The sequence below is a fragment of the Amaricoccus sp. W119 genome, assembly GCF_047275745.1.
Classification (GTDB): Bacteria; Pseudomonadota; Alphaproteobacteria; order Rhodobacterales; family Rhodobacteraceae; genus Amaricoccus.
Map to the genome: position 1 here is coordinate 172387 of NZ_JBKQWU010000001.1, position 16808 is coordinate 189194.

The 16808-nt window shown below is 68.5% G+C and carries 15 protein-coding genes and 1 pseudogene; 14 read left to right on the forward strand and 2 right to left on the reverse strand.

The window, feature by feature from the left end:
* Positions 1-13: 13 nt before the first annotated feature.
* The 9 genes from ACLJK8_RS00835 to ACLJK8_RS00875 all read left to right on the forward strand — a co-directional run bounded on the left by ACLJK8_RS00835 (position 14) and on the right by ACLJK8_RS00875 (position 9888).
* Positions 14-871 carry a YihY/virulence factor BrkB family protein gene (locus ACLJK8_RS00835; protein WP_413148056.1) on the forward strand — a complete coding sequence of 286 codons (858 nt, stop codon included), beginning with the start codon at positions 14-16 and terminating at the stop codon, positions 869-871.
* Between the two features lie 24 nt (positions 872-895).
* Positions 896-1357, forward strand: coding sequence for a cytochrome c maturation protein CcmE (ccmE, locus tag ACLJK8_RS00840; protein ID WP_413148057.1), 462 nt, complete (start codon positions 896-898; stop codon positions 1355-1357).
* Positions 1358-1420: 63 nt separating this feature from the next.
* The gene (locus ACLJK8_RS00845; RefSeq protein ID WP_413148058.1) at positions 1421-2014 is read left to right on the forward strand and encodes a DUF1697 domain-containing protein; all 594 of its coding nucleotides are present in this window, start codon (positions 1421-1423) and stop codon (positions 2012-2014) included.
* Positions 2015-2156: 142 nt separating this feature from the next.
* Positions 2157-2762, forward strand: a complete 606-nt coding sequence (locus ACLJK8_RS00850; protein ID WP_413148059.1) for a holin-associated N-acetylmuramidase — start codon at positions 2157-2159, stop codon at positions 2760-2762.
* The gene (locus tag ACLJK8_RS00855) at positions 2753-3388 is read left to right on the forward strand and encodes a holin family protein (protein ID WP_413148060.1); all 636 of its coding nucleotides are present in this window, start codon (positions 2753-2755) and stop codon (positions 3386-3388) included. Before ACLJK8_RS00850 ends, ACLJK8_RS00855 begins: the two co-directional genes overlap by 10 nt.
* A 115-nt stretch (positions 3389-3503) precedes the next feature.
* Entirely contained in the window at positions 3504-5483 is a 1980-nt protein-coding gene (locus ACLJK8_RS00860; protein ID WP_413148061.1) for a heme lyase CcmF/NrfE family subunit, read from the forward strand.
* Positions 5484-5488: 5 nt separating this feature from the next.
* Positions 5489-5944, forward strand: a complete 456-nt coding sequence (locus ACLJK8_RS00865; RefSeq protein WP_413148260.1) for a cytochrome c-type biogenesis protein — start codon at positions 5489-5491, stop codon at positions 5942-5944.
* Between the two features lie 140 nt (positions 5945-6084).
* Entirely contained in the window at positions 6085-8934 is a 2850-nt protein-coding gene (locus ACLJK8_RS00870) for a bifunctional [glutamine synthetase] adenylyltransferase/[glutamine synthetase]-adenylyl-L-tyrosine phosphorylase (protein ID WP_413148062.1), read from the forward strand.
* 51 nt (positions 8935-8985) lie between these two features.
* Positions 8986-9888 carry a histone deacetylase gene (locus ACLJK8_RS00875; protein ID WP_413148063.1) on the forward strand — a complete coding sequence of 301 codons (903 nt, stop codon included), beginning with the start codon at positions 8986-8988 and terminating at the stop codon, positions 9886-9888.
* Between the two features lie 48 nt (positions 9889-9936).
* Here ACLJK8_RS00875 and parC read toward each other — a convergent pair whose 3' ends face one another.
* Together parC and ACLJK8_RS00885 are read right to left on the reverse strand one after the other, a co-directional pair.
* Positions 9937-12195 carry a DNA topoisomerase IV subunit A gene (gene parC / locus ACLJK8_RS00880; protein ID WP_413148064.1) on the reverse strand — a complete coding sequence of 753 codons (2259 nt, stop codon included), beginning with the start codon at positions 12193-12195 and terminating at the stop codon, positions 9937-9939.
* Positions 12196-12283: 88 nt separating this feature from the next.
* Positions 12284-13297, reverse strand: coding sequence for an ATP-grasp fold amidoligase family protein (locus tag ACLJK8_RS00885; protein ID WP_413148065.1), 1014 nt, complete (start codon positions 13295-13297; stop codon positions 12284-12286).
* Positions 13298-13551: 254 nt separating this feature from the next.
* On the opposite strand from ACLJK8_RS00885, the gene ACLJK8_RS00890 reads away from it, so the two are divergent.
* From ACLJK8_RS00890 to ACLJK8_RS00910, 5 genes and pseudogenes are all read left to right on the forward strand, one after another.
* A complete protein-coding gene (locus ACLJK8_RS00890) occupies positions 13552-14421 on the forward strand; it encodes an SDR family NAD(P)-dependent oxidoreductase (RefSeq protein ID WP_413148066.1) in 870 nt (289 codons plus the stop codon).
* Between the two features lie 72 nt (positions 14422-14493).
* On the forward strand, positions 14494-14697 hold the full coding sequence (locus ACLJK8_RS00895; RefSeq protein ID WP_413148067.1) for a twin transmembrane helix small protein: 204 nt from the start codon (positions 14494-14496) through the stop codon (positions 14695-14697).
* Positions 14698-14700: 3 nt separating this feature from the next.
* Entirely contained in the window at positions 14701-15285 is a 585-nt protein-coding gene (locus ACLJK8_RS00900; RefSeq protein WP_413148068.1) for a cob(I)yrinic acid a,c-diamide adenosyltransferase, read from the forward strand.
* 148 nt (positions 15286-15433) lie between these two features.
* Positions 15434-16099, forward strand: a complete 666-nt coding sequence (gene trhA / locus ACLJK8_RS00905; protein WP_413148070.1) for a PAQR family membrane homeostasis protein TrhA — start codon at positions 15434-15436, stop codon at positions 16097-16099.
* Between the two features lie 330 nt (positions 16100-16429).
* Positions 16430-16804 (forward strand): annotated as a pseudogene (locus ACLJK8_RS00910) (electron transfer flavoprotein subunit beta/FixA family protein); the annotation flags it as partial.
* Positions 16805-16808 lie beyond the last annotated feature (4 nt).

Here is a 16808-nt window from a genome sequence, read left to right on the forward strand (position 1 = left end):
GGCAGCGGCGCGTGTGAGGAAACGGCGGAAAGTCTGGGAATCCTGCGTCACGCTCTGGAACACGATGAACCGGTTCCAGAACAACGACGGGGCGGCGATGGCCGGCTACATCGCCTTCTCGGGGCTTCTGTCGATCTTTCCCTTCCTCATCTTCGCCGCGACCCTGACCGGTATCCTCGTCGGCGAGAGCCGGTCCGAGGGCATCATCGACGCGCTGTTCCAGATCGCGCCGGAGCACGTCGCGCTGACGCTGGAGCCGGTGGTGGAGGAAGTGCTCAACAAGCAGAGCAGCGAGGTGCTGACCCTCTCGGCGCTCTTCGCGGTCTGGGTCGCCTCGAACGCGGTCGAGGCCTTCCGGATCGCCTTCGACCGCGCCTATGGCATCATCGACCCGCGGCATTTCGTCATGAACCGGGCGATGGCGATCGGCATCGTGCTGCTCGGCGCGGTGGTCGCGGCGCTCCTCGGGGTCTCGATCCTCCTGAGCCCGATCATCATGCGCGTGCTGTCGGAGCGGGCGAATATCGCCATTCCCTCCCTCGCCGGCTATGTCACCTACGGGTTCGGGATCATGGTCTTCGTCGGATTCGTCTCGCTGATGCATCGCTGGCTGCCCGGCCGCCGCCACGCGCCCGGGACGCTGATCTGGCCGGGGGTGATCATCTCGGCCCTGATCTGGCTCATCGCGGCGGGGGGATTCACGATCTATCTGAGCTTCACGCCGACCTATACGGTGACCTACGGCACGCTGGCGGGCGTTATCATCACGTTGATGTTCTTCTACCTGACGGGGGCCACCATTATATTCGGGGCGGAACTGAACGCGGAACTGAACAAGCTGGCGCCCATACAACGCCAGCTCGTGACCTGAACCGCCGCGCAAGAGGAAAGCAAGATGGCCGTCGGCCTGAAGAAACGACGCCGGATCCAGCTCATGGCGCTCGGCGGCGCGATGCTCGTGATTGCCACGGGGATCATCGGCTATGCGATGCGCGACGGGATCGAGTTCTTCCGGAGCCCCTCCCAAATCGTCGATGAGCCGCCCGGAGCGGGCGAGCGGTTCCGCCTCGGCGGTCTCGTCGCGGAGGGCTCGGTCGTGCGCGGCACCGATGGCGTGATCACCTTCGACATCACCGACGGCGGCGCGACTCAGGCGGTCGTCTTCGAGGGCATCCCGCCCGACCTCTTCCGCGAGGGCCAGGGCGTCATCGCCTCCGGAGCGATCGAGAACGACACCTTCATCGCGAGCGAGATCCTCGCGAAGCATGACGAGAACTACATGCCGAAGGAGGTCGCGGACGCGCTCAAGGAACAGGGGCTCTACCGCCCGGAGGGTGACGAAGACCCCGGAAGCTAGGGCGATCCCTTCCGAAAGCACCATCGGGAGAGCACCATCGAGCGAGGCAGGACCCGGCCAGTCATGACACCCTCCGACGCGCCCAGGCTGCATGTCGCTCTGTTCAGGAACCTGAACCTCGGCCACAAGGGCAGTCCGACGAAGGACGAGCTCCTGTCCGCCTTCGACGGGGCGCTTCGCGTCCGGAGCTTCCAGACCAACGGCACCGTCATCTTCTCCGCGACCTCCGCCCGGGCGACCTGCGACCAGGCGCTCCACGTACTGCGCGCCCGCGGTTTCGAGCATCCGGTCATGCTCCGTACCATCGAGGAGGTCGCGGAGGCCGTCGCGGCGACACCGGCCGCCGACCCGGCCGAGGGGGTCCACAGGTCGGCGATCTCGTTCTTCGATACCGGTCGTCCCGGTGCCAGGCCTTCCGATGCCAAGCCTTCCGATGCCGGGCCGCCGCCCGATCTGACCCTGCCCCTGCGCGGCGCGAACGGGCTGGTCGAACTGCGCCGGCTGGACCGGGGCAGCGCGAGCACCGTTTGCTGGATGCGCCGCGGGGCGCCGGGCGATGTGACCGGGTTTCTCGAAAGACTGCTCGGCGTGCCGGTGACGACCAGAACCCTCGGCACGCTCCAGCGACTGCTCAAGGCGGCCGCCGAGATGGGCTGAGCCGGTCGGCAAGGCATCCTTAGCGATTTCATGCCAGCTTCCCCGGCGCGGGGGCGGGATTCGCCCCAAGGACGGACCGAGCAGCCCTGGGGCGCTCCACCCGTCCCGGCTCCGATCCAGTGCAAGGGAGCCTCATTCGACCATGGATGCAGTGGAGATGATCGCGCGGGACATCGTCCGGCGCGAAGGCGGGTATGTGAACGACCCCGACGATCCGGGCGGCGCCACGAATTTCGGCGTCACCATCGGTACCCTGCGCGCGCTGAGACGCGAGAGCGGCCAGGGCGCCGATCTCGACGACCTGCGGGCACTGACCGCCGAGGAGGCCGCGGCGATCTACGTGCGCCATTACTACGAGAAGCCGCGGCTCGACCTGCTGCCCGAGCCGCTCCGGCCCAGCGTCTTCGACATGCAGGTCAACGCCGGGGCCAACGCGGTGAAAATCCTGCAGCGGCTGATCACCGCCTTCGGTCTCGCGCTCCGCGACGATGGCGTGGTCGGCCCCGGAACCGCCCGGGCGGCGGCGAAGGCCATGGCGATGGCACCGCGCCATCTCGCCGACGCCTACGGCATCGAACGGCGCAACTACTACTACCGTCTCGGCGATCTCCGGCCCGCGAGCCGGAAATTCGCGCGGGCGAAGAACGGCGGCAAGGGTGGCTGGATCACCCGGGCCGAGGAATTCATCTCCGCGCGCTTCCATTTCACCCGCGCGCAGCATGACGAAAGGGTCAGGTCATGGGGCTGATCGGCACGGTTCTGGGCGCGCGCGAGGTCGCGGGCGCCGTCGGCGAACTCGCCGAGGTCTTCGCCGGCAACCGTGCCGAGCGCGAGGCGGCCGAGGCCGCGATGGGACAGGCGGCGCTCAGCCAGTACGAGGCCGAGTTCCGGGAGGCGCCGCAAGGCTGGTTCGACGGTTTCGTGAATGGGCTAAACCGCCTGCCCCGGCCGCTTCTCGTCGGCGGCACCTTCGGGCTCTTCGGCTATGCGATGATCTCGCCCGAGGAATTCGCGCGGCGCATGGAATCGCTCGCGCTGGTTCCCGAGCCGCTCTGGTGGCTGCTCGGCGCCATCGTCTCATTCTACTTCGGGGCGCGCGAACTGCACTACACCCGCAACCGGCGGAGCACCGCGACCGCGGTCGTCACCGGCGCGACGGCCGTTGCGAAGGAGACCCGGAGGAAGCCGGCGCGACAGGCGATCACCCCGAAGGCGATCACCGCGAAGGCGACGAGGACGCCCCAGCCGGCGCTCGGCGGGCTCTTCGCGCCGCGCAAGACAACGGCGCCGGCACCGGCACCGGCGATCGAGGTCAAGGCCGGCGATCCCAGGTTCAACGCCGCGCTCGAGGAATGGCGCGCGCTCCGGCGCTGAGGCGAGCATCCGCGGGATCCGAGGGGCGCGACTCCGCCGCGCCCCTCACGCGCCCGCGAATTGCCCCCGGCCAGGTTTCGGATCATAGTGCGGCCCGTCTAGCCGGAGCGGAGCCATGATCGTCGAACTGGGCCATTTTTCCCTGATCCTGGCCTTTCTGGTCGCGATCGCGCAGATGATCGTGCCGATGGTCGGCGCCCACAAGGGCTGGACCGACTGGACGCGGACCGCGGTCCCGGCGGCGACGCTGCAGTTCCTCCTGACCGCCTTCGCCTTCGCCGCGCTCATGCACGCCTTCGTGGTCTCGGATTTCTCCGTCCGCCTCGTCGCGCAGAACTCGAATTCGATGAAGCCGATGCTCTACAAGATCGCCGGCACCTGGGGCAATCACGAGGGGTCGATGATGCTCTGGATGCTGATCCTGACGCTCTTCGGCGCGATGGTCGCCTGGGGCGGTGCGAACCTGCCGCCGACGCTCAAGGCCCGCGTGCTCTCGGTGCAGGCCTCGGTCGCGGTCGCCTTCTTCGCCTTCATCCTCTGGACCTCGAACCCGTTCATCCGGCTGCCGAACCCGCCGATCGACGGCAACGACCTCAATCCACTGCTGCAGGACCCGGGCCTCGCCTTCCATCCGCCGTTTCTCTACCTCGGCTATGTCGGGCTCTCGATGGCCTATTCCTTCGCCATCGCGGCGCTGATCGAGGGGCGGGTGGACGCCGCCTGGGCGCGCTGGGTGCGGCCCTGGACGCTGCTCGCCTGGGTGTTCCTCACCATCGGCATCGCCTTCGGCTCGATCTGGGCCTATTACGAGCTCGGCTGGGGTGGCTGGTGGTTCTGGGACCCGGTCGAGAACGTCTCCTTCATGCCCTGGCTCATCTCCTGCGCGCTCTTGCATTCGGCGATCGTGGTCGAGAAGCGCGACACGCTGAAAAGCTGGACGATCCTGCTCGCGATCCTCGCCTTTTCCTTCTCGATGGTCGGCGCCTTCATCGTGCGTTCCGGCGTTCTCACCTCGGTCCATGCCTTCGCCAACGATCCGGACCGCGGTGTGTTCCTGCTCCTGATCCTCGGCGCCTTCACCGGCGGTTCGCTGATGCTCTATGCGATGCGCGCGGCGGAAATGCGCTCGAGCGCGGTCTTCGGGCTCGTCAGCCGCGAGACCGGCATCGTCTTCAACAACGTGCTGCTGGTCGTGGCGACGCTCGTCGTCTTCTTCGGCACGCTCTGGCCCTTGATCGTGGAGGTGGCGACGGGGCGCAAGATCTCCGTCGGGCCGCCGTTCTTCAACCTCGCCTTCACCCCGTTCATGATCGCGATCGCCGTCATCCTGCCCGTCTTCGCCACGCTGCCCTGGAAGCGCGGCATGCTCGGCCGGGCGATGCGGCCGCTCTGGGGCGTCGCGGTGCTCGCGCTGGTGCTCGGCGCGCTCACCTGGCAGGTCCAGACCGGACGGTCGATGCTCGCCCCGATCGGCGTCACGCTCGCCGCCTGGCTGGTCCTCGGCGCCTTCGCCGACCTCGGCAACCGCGCACGCCTCGGCGACGTGGCGCTCTCCGAAACCGCGCGGCGGCTGCGTAACCTGCCGCGCGCCGACTGGGGCAAGGCGCTCGCCCATTCCGGGCTCGGGCTCTCGATCTTCGGCATCGCCTGCATCACCGCCTGGGCGCTCGAGGACATCCGCGTCGCGCGGCTCGGTCAGAGCTGGCCGGTCGGCGACTATACGCTCCGTCTCGACAGCGTGGAGACGGCGCAGGGACCGAACTACCAGACCGAGACCGCGACGATCGCGATCCTGCGCGACGGGGAGGAGGTTGGGGCCCTGCACCCGCAGAAGCGGTTCTATCCTGTGCAGCGGATGCCGACGACCGAGGCGGCGATCGACCGCGGCCTGACGCGCGATCTCTATGTCGCGCTCGGCGACGCGCAGAGCGACGGCGGCTGGGCCGTGCGGACCTATGTGAAGCCCTACGCGAACTGGATCTGGATCGGCGCGCTGGTGATGGCGATCGGCGGCGTGGTCAGCCTCACCGACCGGCGCTACCGCGTCGGCGCCCCCGCGCCCCGCGCGCGCCGGGGCGCGGTTCCCGCGGAGTGACCATGATGCGCCTGCTCCTGATCCTCGCGCTCCTGACCGCCCCGCTCATGGCGAGGGCCGTTCAGCCCGACGAGATGCTGCCCGACCCGTCGGAGGAGGCGCGGGCGCGGGCGATCACCAAGGAACTCCGCTGCGTCGTCTGCCAGAGCGAATCCCTCGACGAAAGCAACGCGGATATCGCCCGCGACCTGCGACTCATGGTGCGCGAACGCATCGTGGCGGGCGACAGCGATCCCGAGGTCATGGACTACGTGGTCGACCGCTACGGCGAGTACGTACTGTTCAGGCCGCGGTTCTCGGCCTTCAACGCCGCGCTCTGGTTCTCGGGCCCGGTCTTCCTGCTGATCGGCGGCGGGCTCGCGCTCGCCTTCATCCGCCGCCGGTCCCGGGCACCCGACCCGCCGCCTCCCGGGCTCACGGAGGAGGAGCGACGGCGGCTCGCGCGGCTCACGGAAGAGTAGGCTCCGCCCGGCCACCGCGTCTTTCCAAAGACCGCCCGGCGCGGCTATCGTCGCCGCGACCCGCCGCCAGCCGGGAAGGATGCGCCCATGCCGAACTCCGTCCGACGCCTCGCCCCGACCTCACGCGGTGGGCCGGGGAGATGATCAGCGAGCCGCTCGCCTCCTCGATCGTCACCGCGCCGCGCCCCCATGACAGGGACCGCGCCCGCGAGATCGCCGAGATTTTCGCCGACGTTCCGGAGACGCCGCGCGAGCTTCTCGTCGGGACCGCCGGCTGTTCCGGATTTCTCGACGGGCTGATGCGGCGCGAGGCGGACTGGCTGCGCGGCGCGCTCGGACAGCCGCCGGGACGGACGATGAAAGAGGTCCTCGCCGCGATGGATGCCGAGGACGGCGGACCGCTCGGCGCCCGGCTGCGGATCGCCAAGCGCCGCGTCGCGCTCCTCGCCGGGCTCGCCGATCTCGGCGGGGTCTGGCCCGTCCTGACCGTGACGCAGGCGCTGACGGATCTCGCGGATCGCGCGGTCGCGCTCGGGCTGCGGGATCTCGTCGCCGAGGAGGTCGCGCGTGGCAAGCTCAAGGTCGATCTCGCGGAGGTGGGCGAGACGGCGGGCATGTTCGCCCTCGCCATGGGCAAGATGGGGGCGGGCGAACTCAACTATTCCTCCGACATCGACCTCGTGATGATGTTCGACGAGAGCCGCTACGACCCGGACGACTACGCGGACGTGCGCAAGGTCTTCATCCGCGTCACCCAGAGGCTCGTGAAGCTGCTCTCGGAGGCGACCGTCGAGGGCTATGTCTTCCGCGTCGATCTCCGGCTGCGGCCCGATCCTTCGGTGACGCCGGTCTGCATCGCGACCGATCCGGCGGAGAACTACTACGAGAGCGTCGGGCGGACCTGGGAACGCGCCGCCTTCATCAAGGCGCGGCCCTGCGCCGGGGCGATCGAGGCGGGATGGGATTTCCTCGAACGGCTGCGCCCCTTCATCTGGCGACGCCATCTCGATTTCGCGGCGATCGAGGACGCGCATGACATGCGCCTCAGGATTCGCGAGCACAAGAAGCTGACCGGGCCGCTCGAACTGCTCGGCCATGACGTGAAGCTCGGCCAGGGCGGCATCCGCGAGATCGAGTTCTTCACCCAGACCCGCCAGCTGATCACCGGCGGCCGCGACCCCGACCTGAGGCAGCGCGACACGCTCGGGGCGATGGAGGCCCTGACGGCGAAGGGCTGGGTGGAGCCCGCGACGGCGGCGATCCTGAGCGACGCCTATCTCGCCCACCGCGCGCTGGAACACCGATTGCAGATGCTGGAAGACCAGCAGACCCACAGGATGCCGACGACCCGGGAAGGGCTCGCCCGGCTGATGGACTTCTGCGCCGCCGACCCCAAACGGTTCGAAAAGGAACTGCTCGACCGGTTCCGCACCGTGCATGAGCTGACGGAGCCCTTCTTCAGCCACGGCGCCGAGGCTCCGGAAGCGCCGCCGGAGGTCGAATTCGCCGATCCCGAGGCGGCGGAGAAAGTGATGCAGGGCTGGACCAGCCTGCCCGCGCTCCGCTCCGAACGGGCGCGGGAAATCTTTCGTCGCCTGCTGCCGCGTATCCTCGGCCAGATCGCCAAGTCGGCGAGCCCGGATCAGGCGCTGAACCTCTTCGACGGCTTTCTCCGGGTGCAGCCGGCCGGCGTGCAGCTCTTCTCGCTCATGGAGGCCAATCCGAAGGTGCTCGACCTGATCGTCGACATCTGCGGCTCGACGCCGGAGCTTGCGCGCAGCCTCGGCCAGAACGCGGGTGTGCTCGACGCCGTGCTGTCGCGCGACTTCTACCGTCCGCTGCGCGGCGCGGCCGACCTCCGCCACGAACTCGCGGGAAAGCTGGCCGAGATCGACGATTACGAGACCGCGCTCAACCTCGCCCGCGTCTGGACCAAGGAGCGGCGCTTCCGGATCGGCGTGCATCTCCTGCGCGGCATCGCGAGCCCGGAGGAAGCGGGAGACGCCTATTCCGCCGTCGCGGAGGCGGTGCTCGCGGCCCTCGGCCCGCTCGTCGCGCATGATTTCGCGAAACGTCACGGGCCGCCGCCCGGCGCGGGCGCGGTGATCGTCGCGCTGGGCAAGCTCGGCAGCCGCGAGATGACCGCGAGTTCGGATCTCGACCTGATCGTCATCTACGACGCGGAGGGGGTGGAAAGCTCCGAGGGCAGGCGGCCGTTGCCGGTCTCGACCTACTATGCCCGGATGACCCAGGCGATCATCTCGGCCCTGAGCGCGCCGATGGCCGAGGGAATCCTCTACGAGGTCGACATGCGGCTCCGCCCCTCCGGCCGGCAGGGGCCGCTCGCCACGAGCATCTCCTCCTTCGCCACCTATCAGGAGAAGGAGGCCTGGACCTGGGAGCATCTCGCGCTGACGCGCGCGCGGGTCGTCGCCGGTCCGCACCTGCTGGCGGGCCGGGTGAGCGAGGCGATCGACGCGGTGATGGCCCGGGCGCATGATCCGGAGAAGGTGCTCGCCGATGTGCGCGACATGCGCCGCCGTCTCGCCGAGGCGAAGGAGGCCGCCGCCGCCAACCCCTGGGAGGTGAAGCTCGGGCCGGGCCGGCTGATGGACATCGAGCTTCTGGCGCAGGCCGGCGCGCTCATCAACGGGCTCGCCCATCTGCACCGGCCCCGGCGGATGCTCTCGCGCCTCGCCCGCGTCGGCTGGCTGACCGGACCCGAGGCCGATACGCTCGAAGGCGCGCACGCGGCCCTGACCGCGACGCAGCAGATCCTGCGGCTTGCGAGCGACCGGACCCGCGATCCCGCCGAGATGGGCCAGGGTCTGGTCGATCTGCTGCTCGCAGCGACGGACCAGCCCGACCTCGACAGCCTGCGCGAGTCGCTCTCGATCTCGGCCGAGGCGGCGGATGCGATCATCCGCCGGAAGCTCGGAGGCGAGGCGGAGGAACGACCGGACGCGGCGGCATCGAAGGCCGGAGAATGAAGGGCGCGAATGAAGGCCCGAGAATGAAGGCCCGGAAATGAAGGCTGGGGAATGACGCCGCCGATCGTCTATCATCCCGATTACATGGCGCAGCTGCGGCCGGGCCATCGCTTTCCGATGTCGAAATACGGCTATCTGCGCCAGGCGCTCACCGCGCGGGGTCTGCTGCCCGAGAGCGGCGGCTATCTCGCCCCGGCGCCGGCGCCCGCGCGGATCGTCGCCGCGGTTCATGCGATCGAATATGTGGAGCGGGTGGCGAACCAGCGGCTGACGCGGACGGAGGAGCGGCGCATCGGCCTGCCCAACACCGCCGCCGTCGCGCGCCGCGCCTTTCTCTCGGCGGCGGGGACCCTGCTCGCCGGCAGGCTCGCGCTGGAGCACGGGCTCGCGCTCAACATGGCGGGCGGGTCGCACCACGCGGGGCCGGAAGGGGGCGCGGGTTTCTGCGTCTTCAACGATGTCGCCGTGGCGGCGGAGGCGCTGCTGAGCGAAGGGCAGGTGCCGCGGGTGCTGATCGTCGATTGCGACGTGCATCAGGGCGACGGCACGGCGGAGATCTTCGCCGGGCGGGGCGACGTGCTGACGCTCTCGCTCCATGCCGAACACAATTATCCGGCGCGCAAGGCTGTCTCGACGCTCGATTTCCCGCTCCCCGACCGGCTGGCCGACGAACCCTATCTCGAAGTTCTGGGCCATGCGCTGAGGCGAACTGCGGATTTCCGGCCGGGCATCGTTTTCTACAACGCGGGCGTGGACCCGCATCGTGACGATCAGCTGGGACGGCTTCATCTGTCGAGCGAGGGGCTTCGCGCGCGGGACGCGATGGTGATCGGCTGGGCGCGGGCGCGTGGCCTGCCGCTCGTGGGCGTGCTCGGCGGCGGCTACGACACGGACCCTGAACGCCTCGCCGCGCGCCATGCGATCCTGTTCGAGGAAGCGGCGCGGGCCGCGTAAGGCGATCTCCGGCGCGACGCCGCCCGGTCCGTCGCCGGGATGCCCGCCCTACGTGAAGCGGTTGTTCTGCGGAAATCCCCGTGGTGCCATCCGGCCGGCATCGGCGCGCTTGCCGGTCCATTCCGCGAGATCCGCCGCCGTGACCGTCCGGGTGCGCCCGGCCGGGTCCTTCCAGCTGAGCCCGCCCGAGAAATCGAAGGTCGTCGCGTCCGAAAGCCCGCCATCCTTGTAGCGTTGCAGCCGGGTGCCCTTGCCGCGCGCCATCTCGTCGAGTTCCGCGACCGGGAAGACCAGAAGCTTGCGGTTCTCGCCGACGACCGCGACATGATCGCCCGCGACCGCGCGGCAGACCCGGGCGCGCGTCTCGCCTCGGAGGTTCAGGACCTGCTTGCCGCCGCGCGTCTGCGCCAGCGCCTCGTCCTCCGGCAAGATGAAACCGTCCCCGGCGTCGGAGGCGACGAGCAGCCTGCCGCCCGGCCGATGCACGCGCAGTGCCACCATCGCCGCCTCGTTCGGCATGTCGGCCATCAGCCGCACCGGCTCGCCCATGCCGCGCCCGCCGGGCAGGTTCGCGCAGGAGAGCGTGAACATCCGGCCGTTCGATGCGAGAAGCAGCAGCCGGTCAGTGGTCTCGGCGCGCAAGAGGAAGCCCGGCCCGTCGCCGTCCTTGAACTTCAGCTCCGCGTCGTCGGGCAGGTGGCCCTTCATCGCGCGAATCCAGCCCATCTTCGAGCACACGACCGTGATCGGCTCGCGTTCGATCATCGCCTCGAAGGAGACCTCCTCGACATCGGGCATGTCCTCGAATTCGGTCCGGCGCGCGCCGCCCGGCGCGTCGCGGCCGAAGGCCTTGCGCGCCTCGCGAAGTTGGTCCCCGATCCGGCTCCACTGCGCCTCCTCCGAACCGAGGAGCGCGATCAGCTCCTCGCGCTCGACGGTCAGCGCGTCGCGTTCGCCCCGGATCTCCATCTCCTCGAGCTTTCGCAGGCTGCGCAGGCGCATGTTGAGGATCGCCTCGGCCTGGGTGTCGGTCAGATGGAATTCCGCCATCATCACCGCCTTGGGCTCGTCCTCGGTGCGGATGATCTCGATCACCCTGTCGAGGTTGAGATAGGCGACGAGATAGCCTTCGAGGATCTCGAGCCGCGCGTCGATCTTCGCCAGCCTGAAGCGGGAGCGGCGGATGAGAACCTCGCGCCGGTGATCGAGGAAGGCGCGCAGCACCTCCTTCAGCGAACAGACCTTCGGCGTGCGCCCGTCGAGCAGCACGTTCATGTTCATCGCGAAGCGGGTTTCGAGGTCGCTCGCCTTGAACAGCATCTCCATCATCACCGCCGGATCGACGGTCCGCGCCCGCGGTTCCAGCACGACGCGGAGGTCCTCGGCGCTCTCGTCGCGGACATCGGCGAGGATCGGGATCTTCTTCGCATTGATGAGATCGGCGATCCGCTCGATCAGCTTGCCCTTCTGGACCTGATAGGGGATCTCGGTGATGGCGACCTGCCACTGGCCCCGGCCGAGATCCTCGACCGCCCACCGCGCGCGGAGGCGGAAACTTCCGCGGCCGGTGCGATAGGCTTCCTTGATGTTCGCCCGCGGCTCGACGATGACGCCGCCGGTCGGGAAATCCGGCCCCTGCACGAAGTCGAGCAGCTTCTCGTCCGAGGCGCCGGGCGTCTTGATGAGATGCAGGCAGGCCCGGCACAACTCGTCGATGTTGTGCGGCGGGATGTTCGTCGCCATGCCGACCGCGATCCCGCTCGCCCCGTTGGCGAGCAGGTTCGGGAATCCGGCGGGCAGAACCACCGGCTCGCGTTCGGAACCGTCGTAATTGTCGCGGAAATCGACCGCGTCCTCGGCGAGCCCGTCCATCAGGGCGGCGGCCGCGGCGGTCAGCCGCGCCTCGGTGTAACGCTGCGCGGCGGGGTTGTCGCCGTCGATGTTGCCGAAATTCCCCTGCCCGTCCACGAGCGGATAGCGGACCGCGAAATCCTGCGCGAGACGGGCGAGCGCGTCATAGATCGCCTGATCGCCGTGCGGATGATAGTTGCCCATCACCTCGCCGACGATCTTCGCGCATTTGCGGAAGGCGGTTCCGGGATCGAGCCTCAGCCCGCGCATCGCATAGAGGATGCGGCGATGGACCGGCTTCAGCCCGTCGCGGGCGTCCGGCAGCGCGCGGTGCGTGATCGTCGACAGCGCATAGGTGAGATAGCGGTCCCCGAGCGCGGTCGACAGCGCCTCGAAGGTGATGTCACCGGGCATGTCTCCGGGGGGAAGATCGGGGTCGTCGGTCGGGTCGGCCATGGCGACCTGTCGTAATCACCTCGGCTCCACCCGTCCAGACGAAAGCGATTCGCGCCCCTCGGGGTCCCACGCGTATCCGCGGCGAATCCTATCGGGATTCCAGCGAGGACCTCGCAACCGACGCCACCCGGGCCCTCGGCGAGGCTTTCGGGGGAGTCTTCGCCGGACAGGTCGCGGGCCAGCCGAGTTCCGCGGCGATCCGCCGTCCCCGCTCGAGATATTCCTCCGAGCGCGAGAGATCGACCATGTCGCCGAGCCGGACGTTGGCCGGGTCCGGCGTGAAGGGCACGCGCGCCGCGGCGCTCGCGAAGGTGAGTTCGGAGAAATCGACACGGCCGCCGGTGCTGAGGAAGAAGTCCACCCGGACGCTCATGAAGTCCTGCGAGTAGAGCCGCGCATCGGCCAGCATGTCGTCGAGACAATCCGGTCGGGCCACCGGATTGGGGTCGATCGGATAGCCCTTCCAGTGAAAATCCGCCGGTGTCCAGTCCGGCCAGAGGATGTTGCTGCGCCGGTTCTCCTTCCGGTCGCGGCCCTTCATCACGAGGATGAACACGGGCTCGCCCATCATGCAGAAGATCTTGCACTCGACCTGATCGCCGGGAACCGAGGGCACGTATTCCTCGACCATCCAGCGCTTGGGCACGTTGCGGTAGTGAAATTCCCCGGTGCTGCGCCACTGGTCATAGTTCATCCAGCGCGCGACCAGTTCGATCAGTTCGGCGCGGGGGGTCGGCTTCTCGCCCCGTTCGACATGGTTCTGCCCGCTGCCGAAGCTCGACTTCAGCACGAACCGCGGCGGAAGCTCCACCCCGGCCAGTTCCCCCGGCGTCCAGCCATGCGCGATCATGCGCGGCGGCTTGATCCGGCCGGCGCGATAGTGCAGATAGTCCCGCACCGCGATCTTGTCCGCGACGAGACTCATCAGCGGATTGGGATGATTCAGGAATTGCCAGCGCACCTTCTCGTTGTACCAGGTCGGGTTGACGAGGTCGGGAAGGTGGTCGTTCTTGCGCGCATAGGCGTAGCTCAGCATTTCCGTCTCGGAAGAGAAGATCCGCTCGTAGACCGCCTCCTGAATCGGACGTTTGAGGACCCCCAAAGCCTTGAGGACCTTCGCACCCCTTCCAAGCCATCGTCTCTGCCGGTCGATTCGGGACACGAATTCGTCCCGATCGGCATCATACCGAGGCATCGGTTCTCCCCTCGCTACTCGCCAGCGGCCATGCAAGCACGGCCGCCACTCCTCAACCCGATCCATTTAGACCAAGCACGGGCGCGCGTGAAGGCCCCGTTTCAACATGGTAAGCGTGTAATTTGCCAGAGCGTCCCGCGTGCAACAATCAGGCGGAGTCCATGCCCCGACCCCATACCGCGACCGGCGAGGACGCCTCCGCGCCGCGCTCCATCCTCATCACCGGGTGCTCCTCGGGAATCGGCCTCGACGCCGCGCACGCGCTCGCCGCGCGAGGCTGGCGGGTCCTCGCGACCTGCCGCGACCCGGCCGATTGCGCGCGACTCGGGACCGGGGGGCTCGAGAGCTTCCCGCTCGACCTCGCCTCGGAGGCGAGCATCGCCCGCGCGGTGGACGAGGCCGGAACGCGGCTCGGGGAGATGCCCGACGCCCTCTTCAACAACGGCGCCTTCGCGATCCCCGGCGCGGTGGAGGACATGCCCCGCGCCGCGTTCCGCGAGATCTTCGAGACCAATCTCTTCGGTCAGATCGACCTCACGAATCGGGTCCTGCCCGGCATGCGCGGCCGCGGATCGGGGCGGATCGTGATGAACTCCTCGGTGCTCGGCCTCGTGGCCGCGCCCTGGCGGGGCGCCTATGTCGCGAGCAAGTTCGCCCTCGAAGGTCTGACCGACACGCTGCGTCTCGAACTGCGCGGCAGCGGGATCGCGGTCACGCTGATCGAGCCGGGGCCGATCGGCACCCCGTTCCGCGCCAAGTCCATCCCTCGGTTCGAGCGCCACGTCGACTGGCGCGCCTCGCCCCACGCGGCGCGTTACGAGAGCGAGCTGCTGCCCCGGCTCTACGGACAGCACAAGCGGAAGGACCGGTTCGAACTGCCGCCCGGCGCCGTCACCGCGAAGCTCATCGCGGCCCTCGAAAGCCCCCGGCCCGCCGCCCGCTACACTGTGACGCACCGCGCGCGCGCGGCCGCGGCGCTCAGGCGGCTCCTGCCCACGGGCTGGCTCGACCGGGTGCTGGCGGGACGATAGCCATTCCGCCGCTTTGCAAAACCGGCGCCGATCCGATACCGATGGAGGCTCGCAACGGAGCCGCGGGCCGCCATGATCAATGATCCCCTGTTCATCATCGCGGGCATCGCCTGCCTCATCACGGTCGGCGTGCTCCTCGTCGGTGTCGGCAGCTTCGGCAAGGGCGGAGATTTCAACCGCAAGTACGCGAACAAGATCATGCGGCTCCGCCTGCTCGCGCAGTTCATCGCCGTCGTGCTGATCGTGCTGTTCGTCTATCTCTCCAGCGGAGGCTGAGCCATGGTGGTGCTGAACCGTATCTATACCCGGACCGGGGACAAGGGCGAAACCGGACTCGGCGACGGATCACGGGTTCCGAAACATTCGGCCCGCGTCTCCGCCTATGGCACGGTGGACGAGCTCAACGCGACGCTCGGCCTCGCGCGGCTACACGCGACGGCCGGTATGGACGGGGACATGGACCTGGCCCTGTCCCGCATCCAGAACGACCTCTTCGACGTCGGCGCCGATCTCAGCGTGCCCGATATCGAGAACGATGCGACGGCGAAATATCCGCGGCTGCGCATCGTCGCGGAGCAGGTCGACCGGCTGGAGCGCGAAATCGACGCCTTCAACGCCGAACTGTCGCCGCTGCGAAGCTTCATCCTGCCCGGCGGCTCGGCGCTGTCGGCGCATCTGCACCTCTGCCGGACGGTCTGCCGCCGGGCCGAGCGGCTCGCGACCGAGCTCATGGGCACGGAGACGGTGAACCCGGAGGCGGTGAAGTATCTCAACCGGCTCTCGGACTGGTTCTTCGTCGCGGCGCGGATCGCGAACGACAAGGGCGCGGCCGACGTCCTCTGGGTGCCCGGCGCCAACCGTTAAGCAAGCCCTCCCCTCCCCGGAGTAGCGCGATGGTTTACCATTCGTGAATTGCGACCTCGTGAACGGTTTGGAGACTCGCCATTTTGCGCTATATTTGTATCGAGGTCGTGCATATTCGGGGCCGGCCTCGTGTGAGGGGAGCCGAACTATGGAGAACGGTCGTGAAAGCGGCGCGTACTCGCGCGCCGAGATAATATCGGACGCGGTGGTGCATGCCACCGCCATTCTCGCCGCCCTCATCGCGGTACCGGTCCTGGTGACCCTCGCCGCGGTCTGGGTCGGGGACGGGCCGACGATCACCGCGCTGGTGGTCTACGGAACCACGCTGATCGCGATGCTCTGTTGCTCGGCGATCTACAATTTCGTGACCTGGCCCGGACGGCACGACAGCTTCCGGCGGATGGACCAGTCGGCGATCTATCTCAAGATCGCGGGCGCCTATACGCCCTTCGCCGTGCTCACCGGCACCTCCGCCGGTCTGTTCCTCGCCGGAGTCTGGACGGTCGCGCTCGCGGGCGTGACGATGATCCTCTTCGGCCCGCCGAAACCGCGCTGGCCCGCGCTCACCCTCTACCTCCTGCTCGGGTGGGCGGGGGTGCTGGTGGGTCAGCAGATGATCACCGCGCTCACCCCCGCGGGGCGCGACCTCGTGCTGCTCGCAGGCGCGCTCTACAGTTTCGGCCTGGTGTTCTTCCTCTGGGAACGGCTGCGGTTCCACAACACGATCTGGCACGTCTTCGTCGTGACCGCGAGCGGGCTCATCTACGCCGCCGTCGTCCTCGAACTCTGGAGCCGGGCGCCCGCCCCCGTCTGAGAGCGTCCGAATCCCCCATCGGGGCGGCCGTCCGAGGCCCCGTGCGACGGGAGGCATCCAACGGGCCTTACGTTCAGGCTTCCGGCCAGCTTCCGCTCAGGTTCCGCCCACGTTCCGCGAAGTCATCGCGCATGATGTCGTCATTGGCCGCGGGAGGTCGCGAAATGTTATTGCGCCGCTCCGAGGCCACCCTTAGACCACATTCTGTCGCACGCGCTGCCCGGCGGCGTCGCCAGATCGGCGCCAGAAACGGCGCCGGAAACGGCGCCGGACCGGGCCGCGATGATCGAGACGGAACCGCCTGAGCGGGCGGAAGAAGGGGAGCACGCGATGAAGATCCTGGTGCCCGTGAAGCGGGTGATCGACTACAATGTGAAGGTTCGGGTGAAGGGTGACGGCTCCGGCGTCGACCTTGCGAATGTGAAGATGAGCATGAACCCGTTCGACGAGATCGCCGTCGAGGAGGCGATCCGGCTGAGGGAGAAGGGCGCGGCGGAGGAAGTGATCGCGGTCTCGATCGGGGTCAAGCAGGCGCAGGAGACGCTCCGGACCGCGCTCGCCATGGGCGCCGACCGCGCGATCCTCGTCATCGCCGCCGATGACGTGCACCAGGACATCGAGCCGCTGGCGGTGGCGAAGATCCTGAAGGCGGTGATCGATCAGGAGCAGCCGAAGCTGGTCATCGCCGGCAAGCAGGCGATTGACNACC

What these genes read in the sequence shown, in the direction of transcription:
- ccmE (WP_413148057.1), top strand. Translation starts at nt 896, where the DNA reads ATGGCCGTCGGCCTGAAGAAACGACGCCGGATCCAGCTCATGGCGCTC.
- ACLJK8_RS00845 (WP_413148058.1), top strand. Translation starts at nt 1,421, where the DNA reads ATGACACCCTCCGACGCGCCCAGGCTGCATGTCGCTCTGTTCAGGAAC.
- ACLJK8_RS00850 (WP_413148059.1), top strand. Translation starts at nt 2,157, where the DNA reads ATGGATGCAGTGGAGATGATCGCGCGGGACATCGTCCGGCGCGAAGGC.
- ACLJK8_RS00855 (WP_413148060.1), top strand. Translation starts at nt 2,753, where the DNA reads ATGGGGCTGATCGGCACGGTTCTGGGCGCGCGCGAGGTCGCGGGCGCC.
- ACLJK8_RS00860 (WP_413148061.1), top strand. Translation starts at nt 3,504, where the DNA reads ATGATCGTCGAACTGGGCCATTTTTCCCTGATCCTGGCCTTTCTGGTC.
- ACLJK8_RS00865 (WP_413148260.1), top strand. Translation starts at nt 5,489, where the DNA reads ATGCGCCTGCTCCTGATCCTCGCGCTCCTGACCGCCCCGCTCATGGCG.
- ACLJK8_RS00870 (WP_413148062.1), top strand. Translation starts at nt 6,085, where the DNA reads ATGATCAGCGAGCCGCTCGCCTCCTCGATCGTCACCGCGCCGCGCCCC.
- ACLJK8_RS00875 (WP_413148063.1), top strand. Translation starts at nt 8,986, where the DNA reads ATGACGCCGCCGATCGTCTATCATCCCGATTACATGGCGCAGCTGCGG.
- parC (WP_413148064.1), bottom strand. Translation starts at nt 12,195, where the DNA reads ATGGCCGACCCGACCGACGACCCCGATCTTCCCCCCGGAGACATGCCC.
- ACLJK8_RS00890 (WP_413148066.1), top strand. Translation starts at nt 13,552, where the DNA reads ATGCCCCGACCCCATACCGCGACCGGCGAGGACGCCTCCGCGCCGCGC.
- ACLJK8_RS00895 (WP_413148067.1), top strand. Translation starts at nt 14,494, where the DNA reads ATGATCAATGATCCCCTGTTCATCATCGCGGGCATCGCCTGCCTCATC.
- ACLJK8_RS00900 (WP_413148068.1), top strand. Translation starts at nt 14,701, where the DNA reads ATGGTGGTGCTGAACCGTATCTATACCCGGACCGGGGACAAGGGCGAA.
- trhA (WP_413148070.1), top strand. Translation starts at nt 15,434, where the DNA reads ATGGAGAACGGTCGTGAAAGCGGCGCGTACTCGCGCGCCGAGATAATA.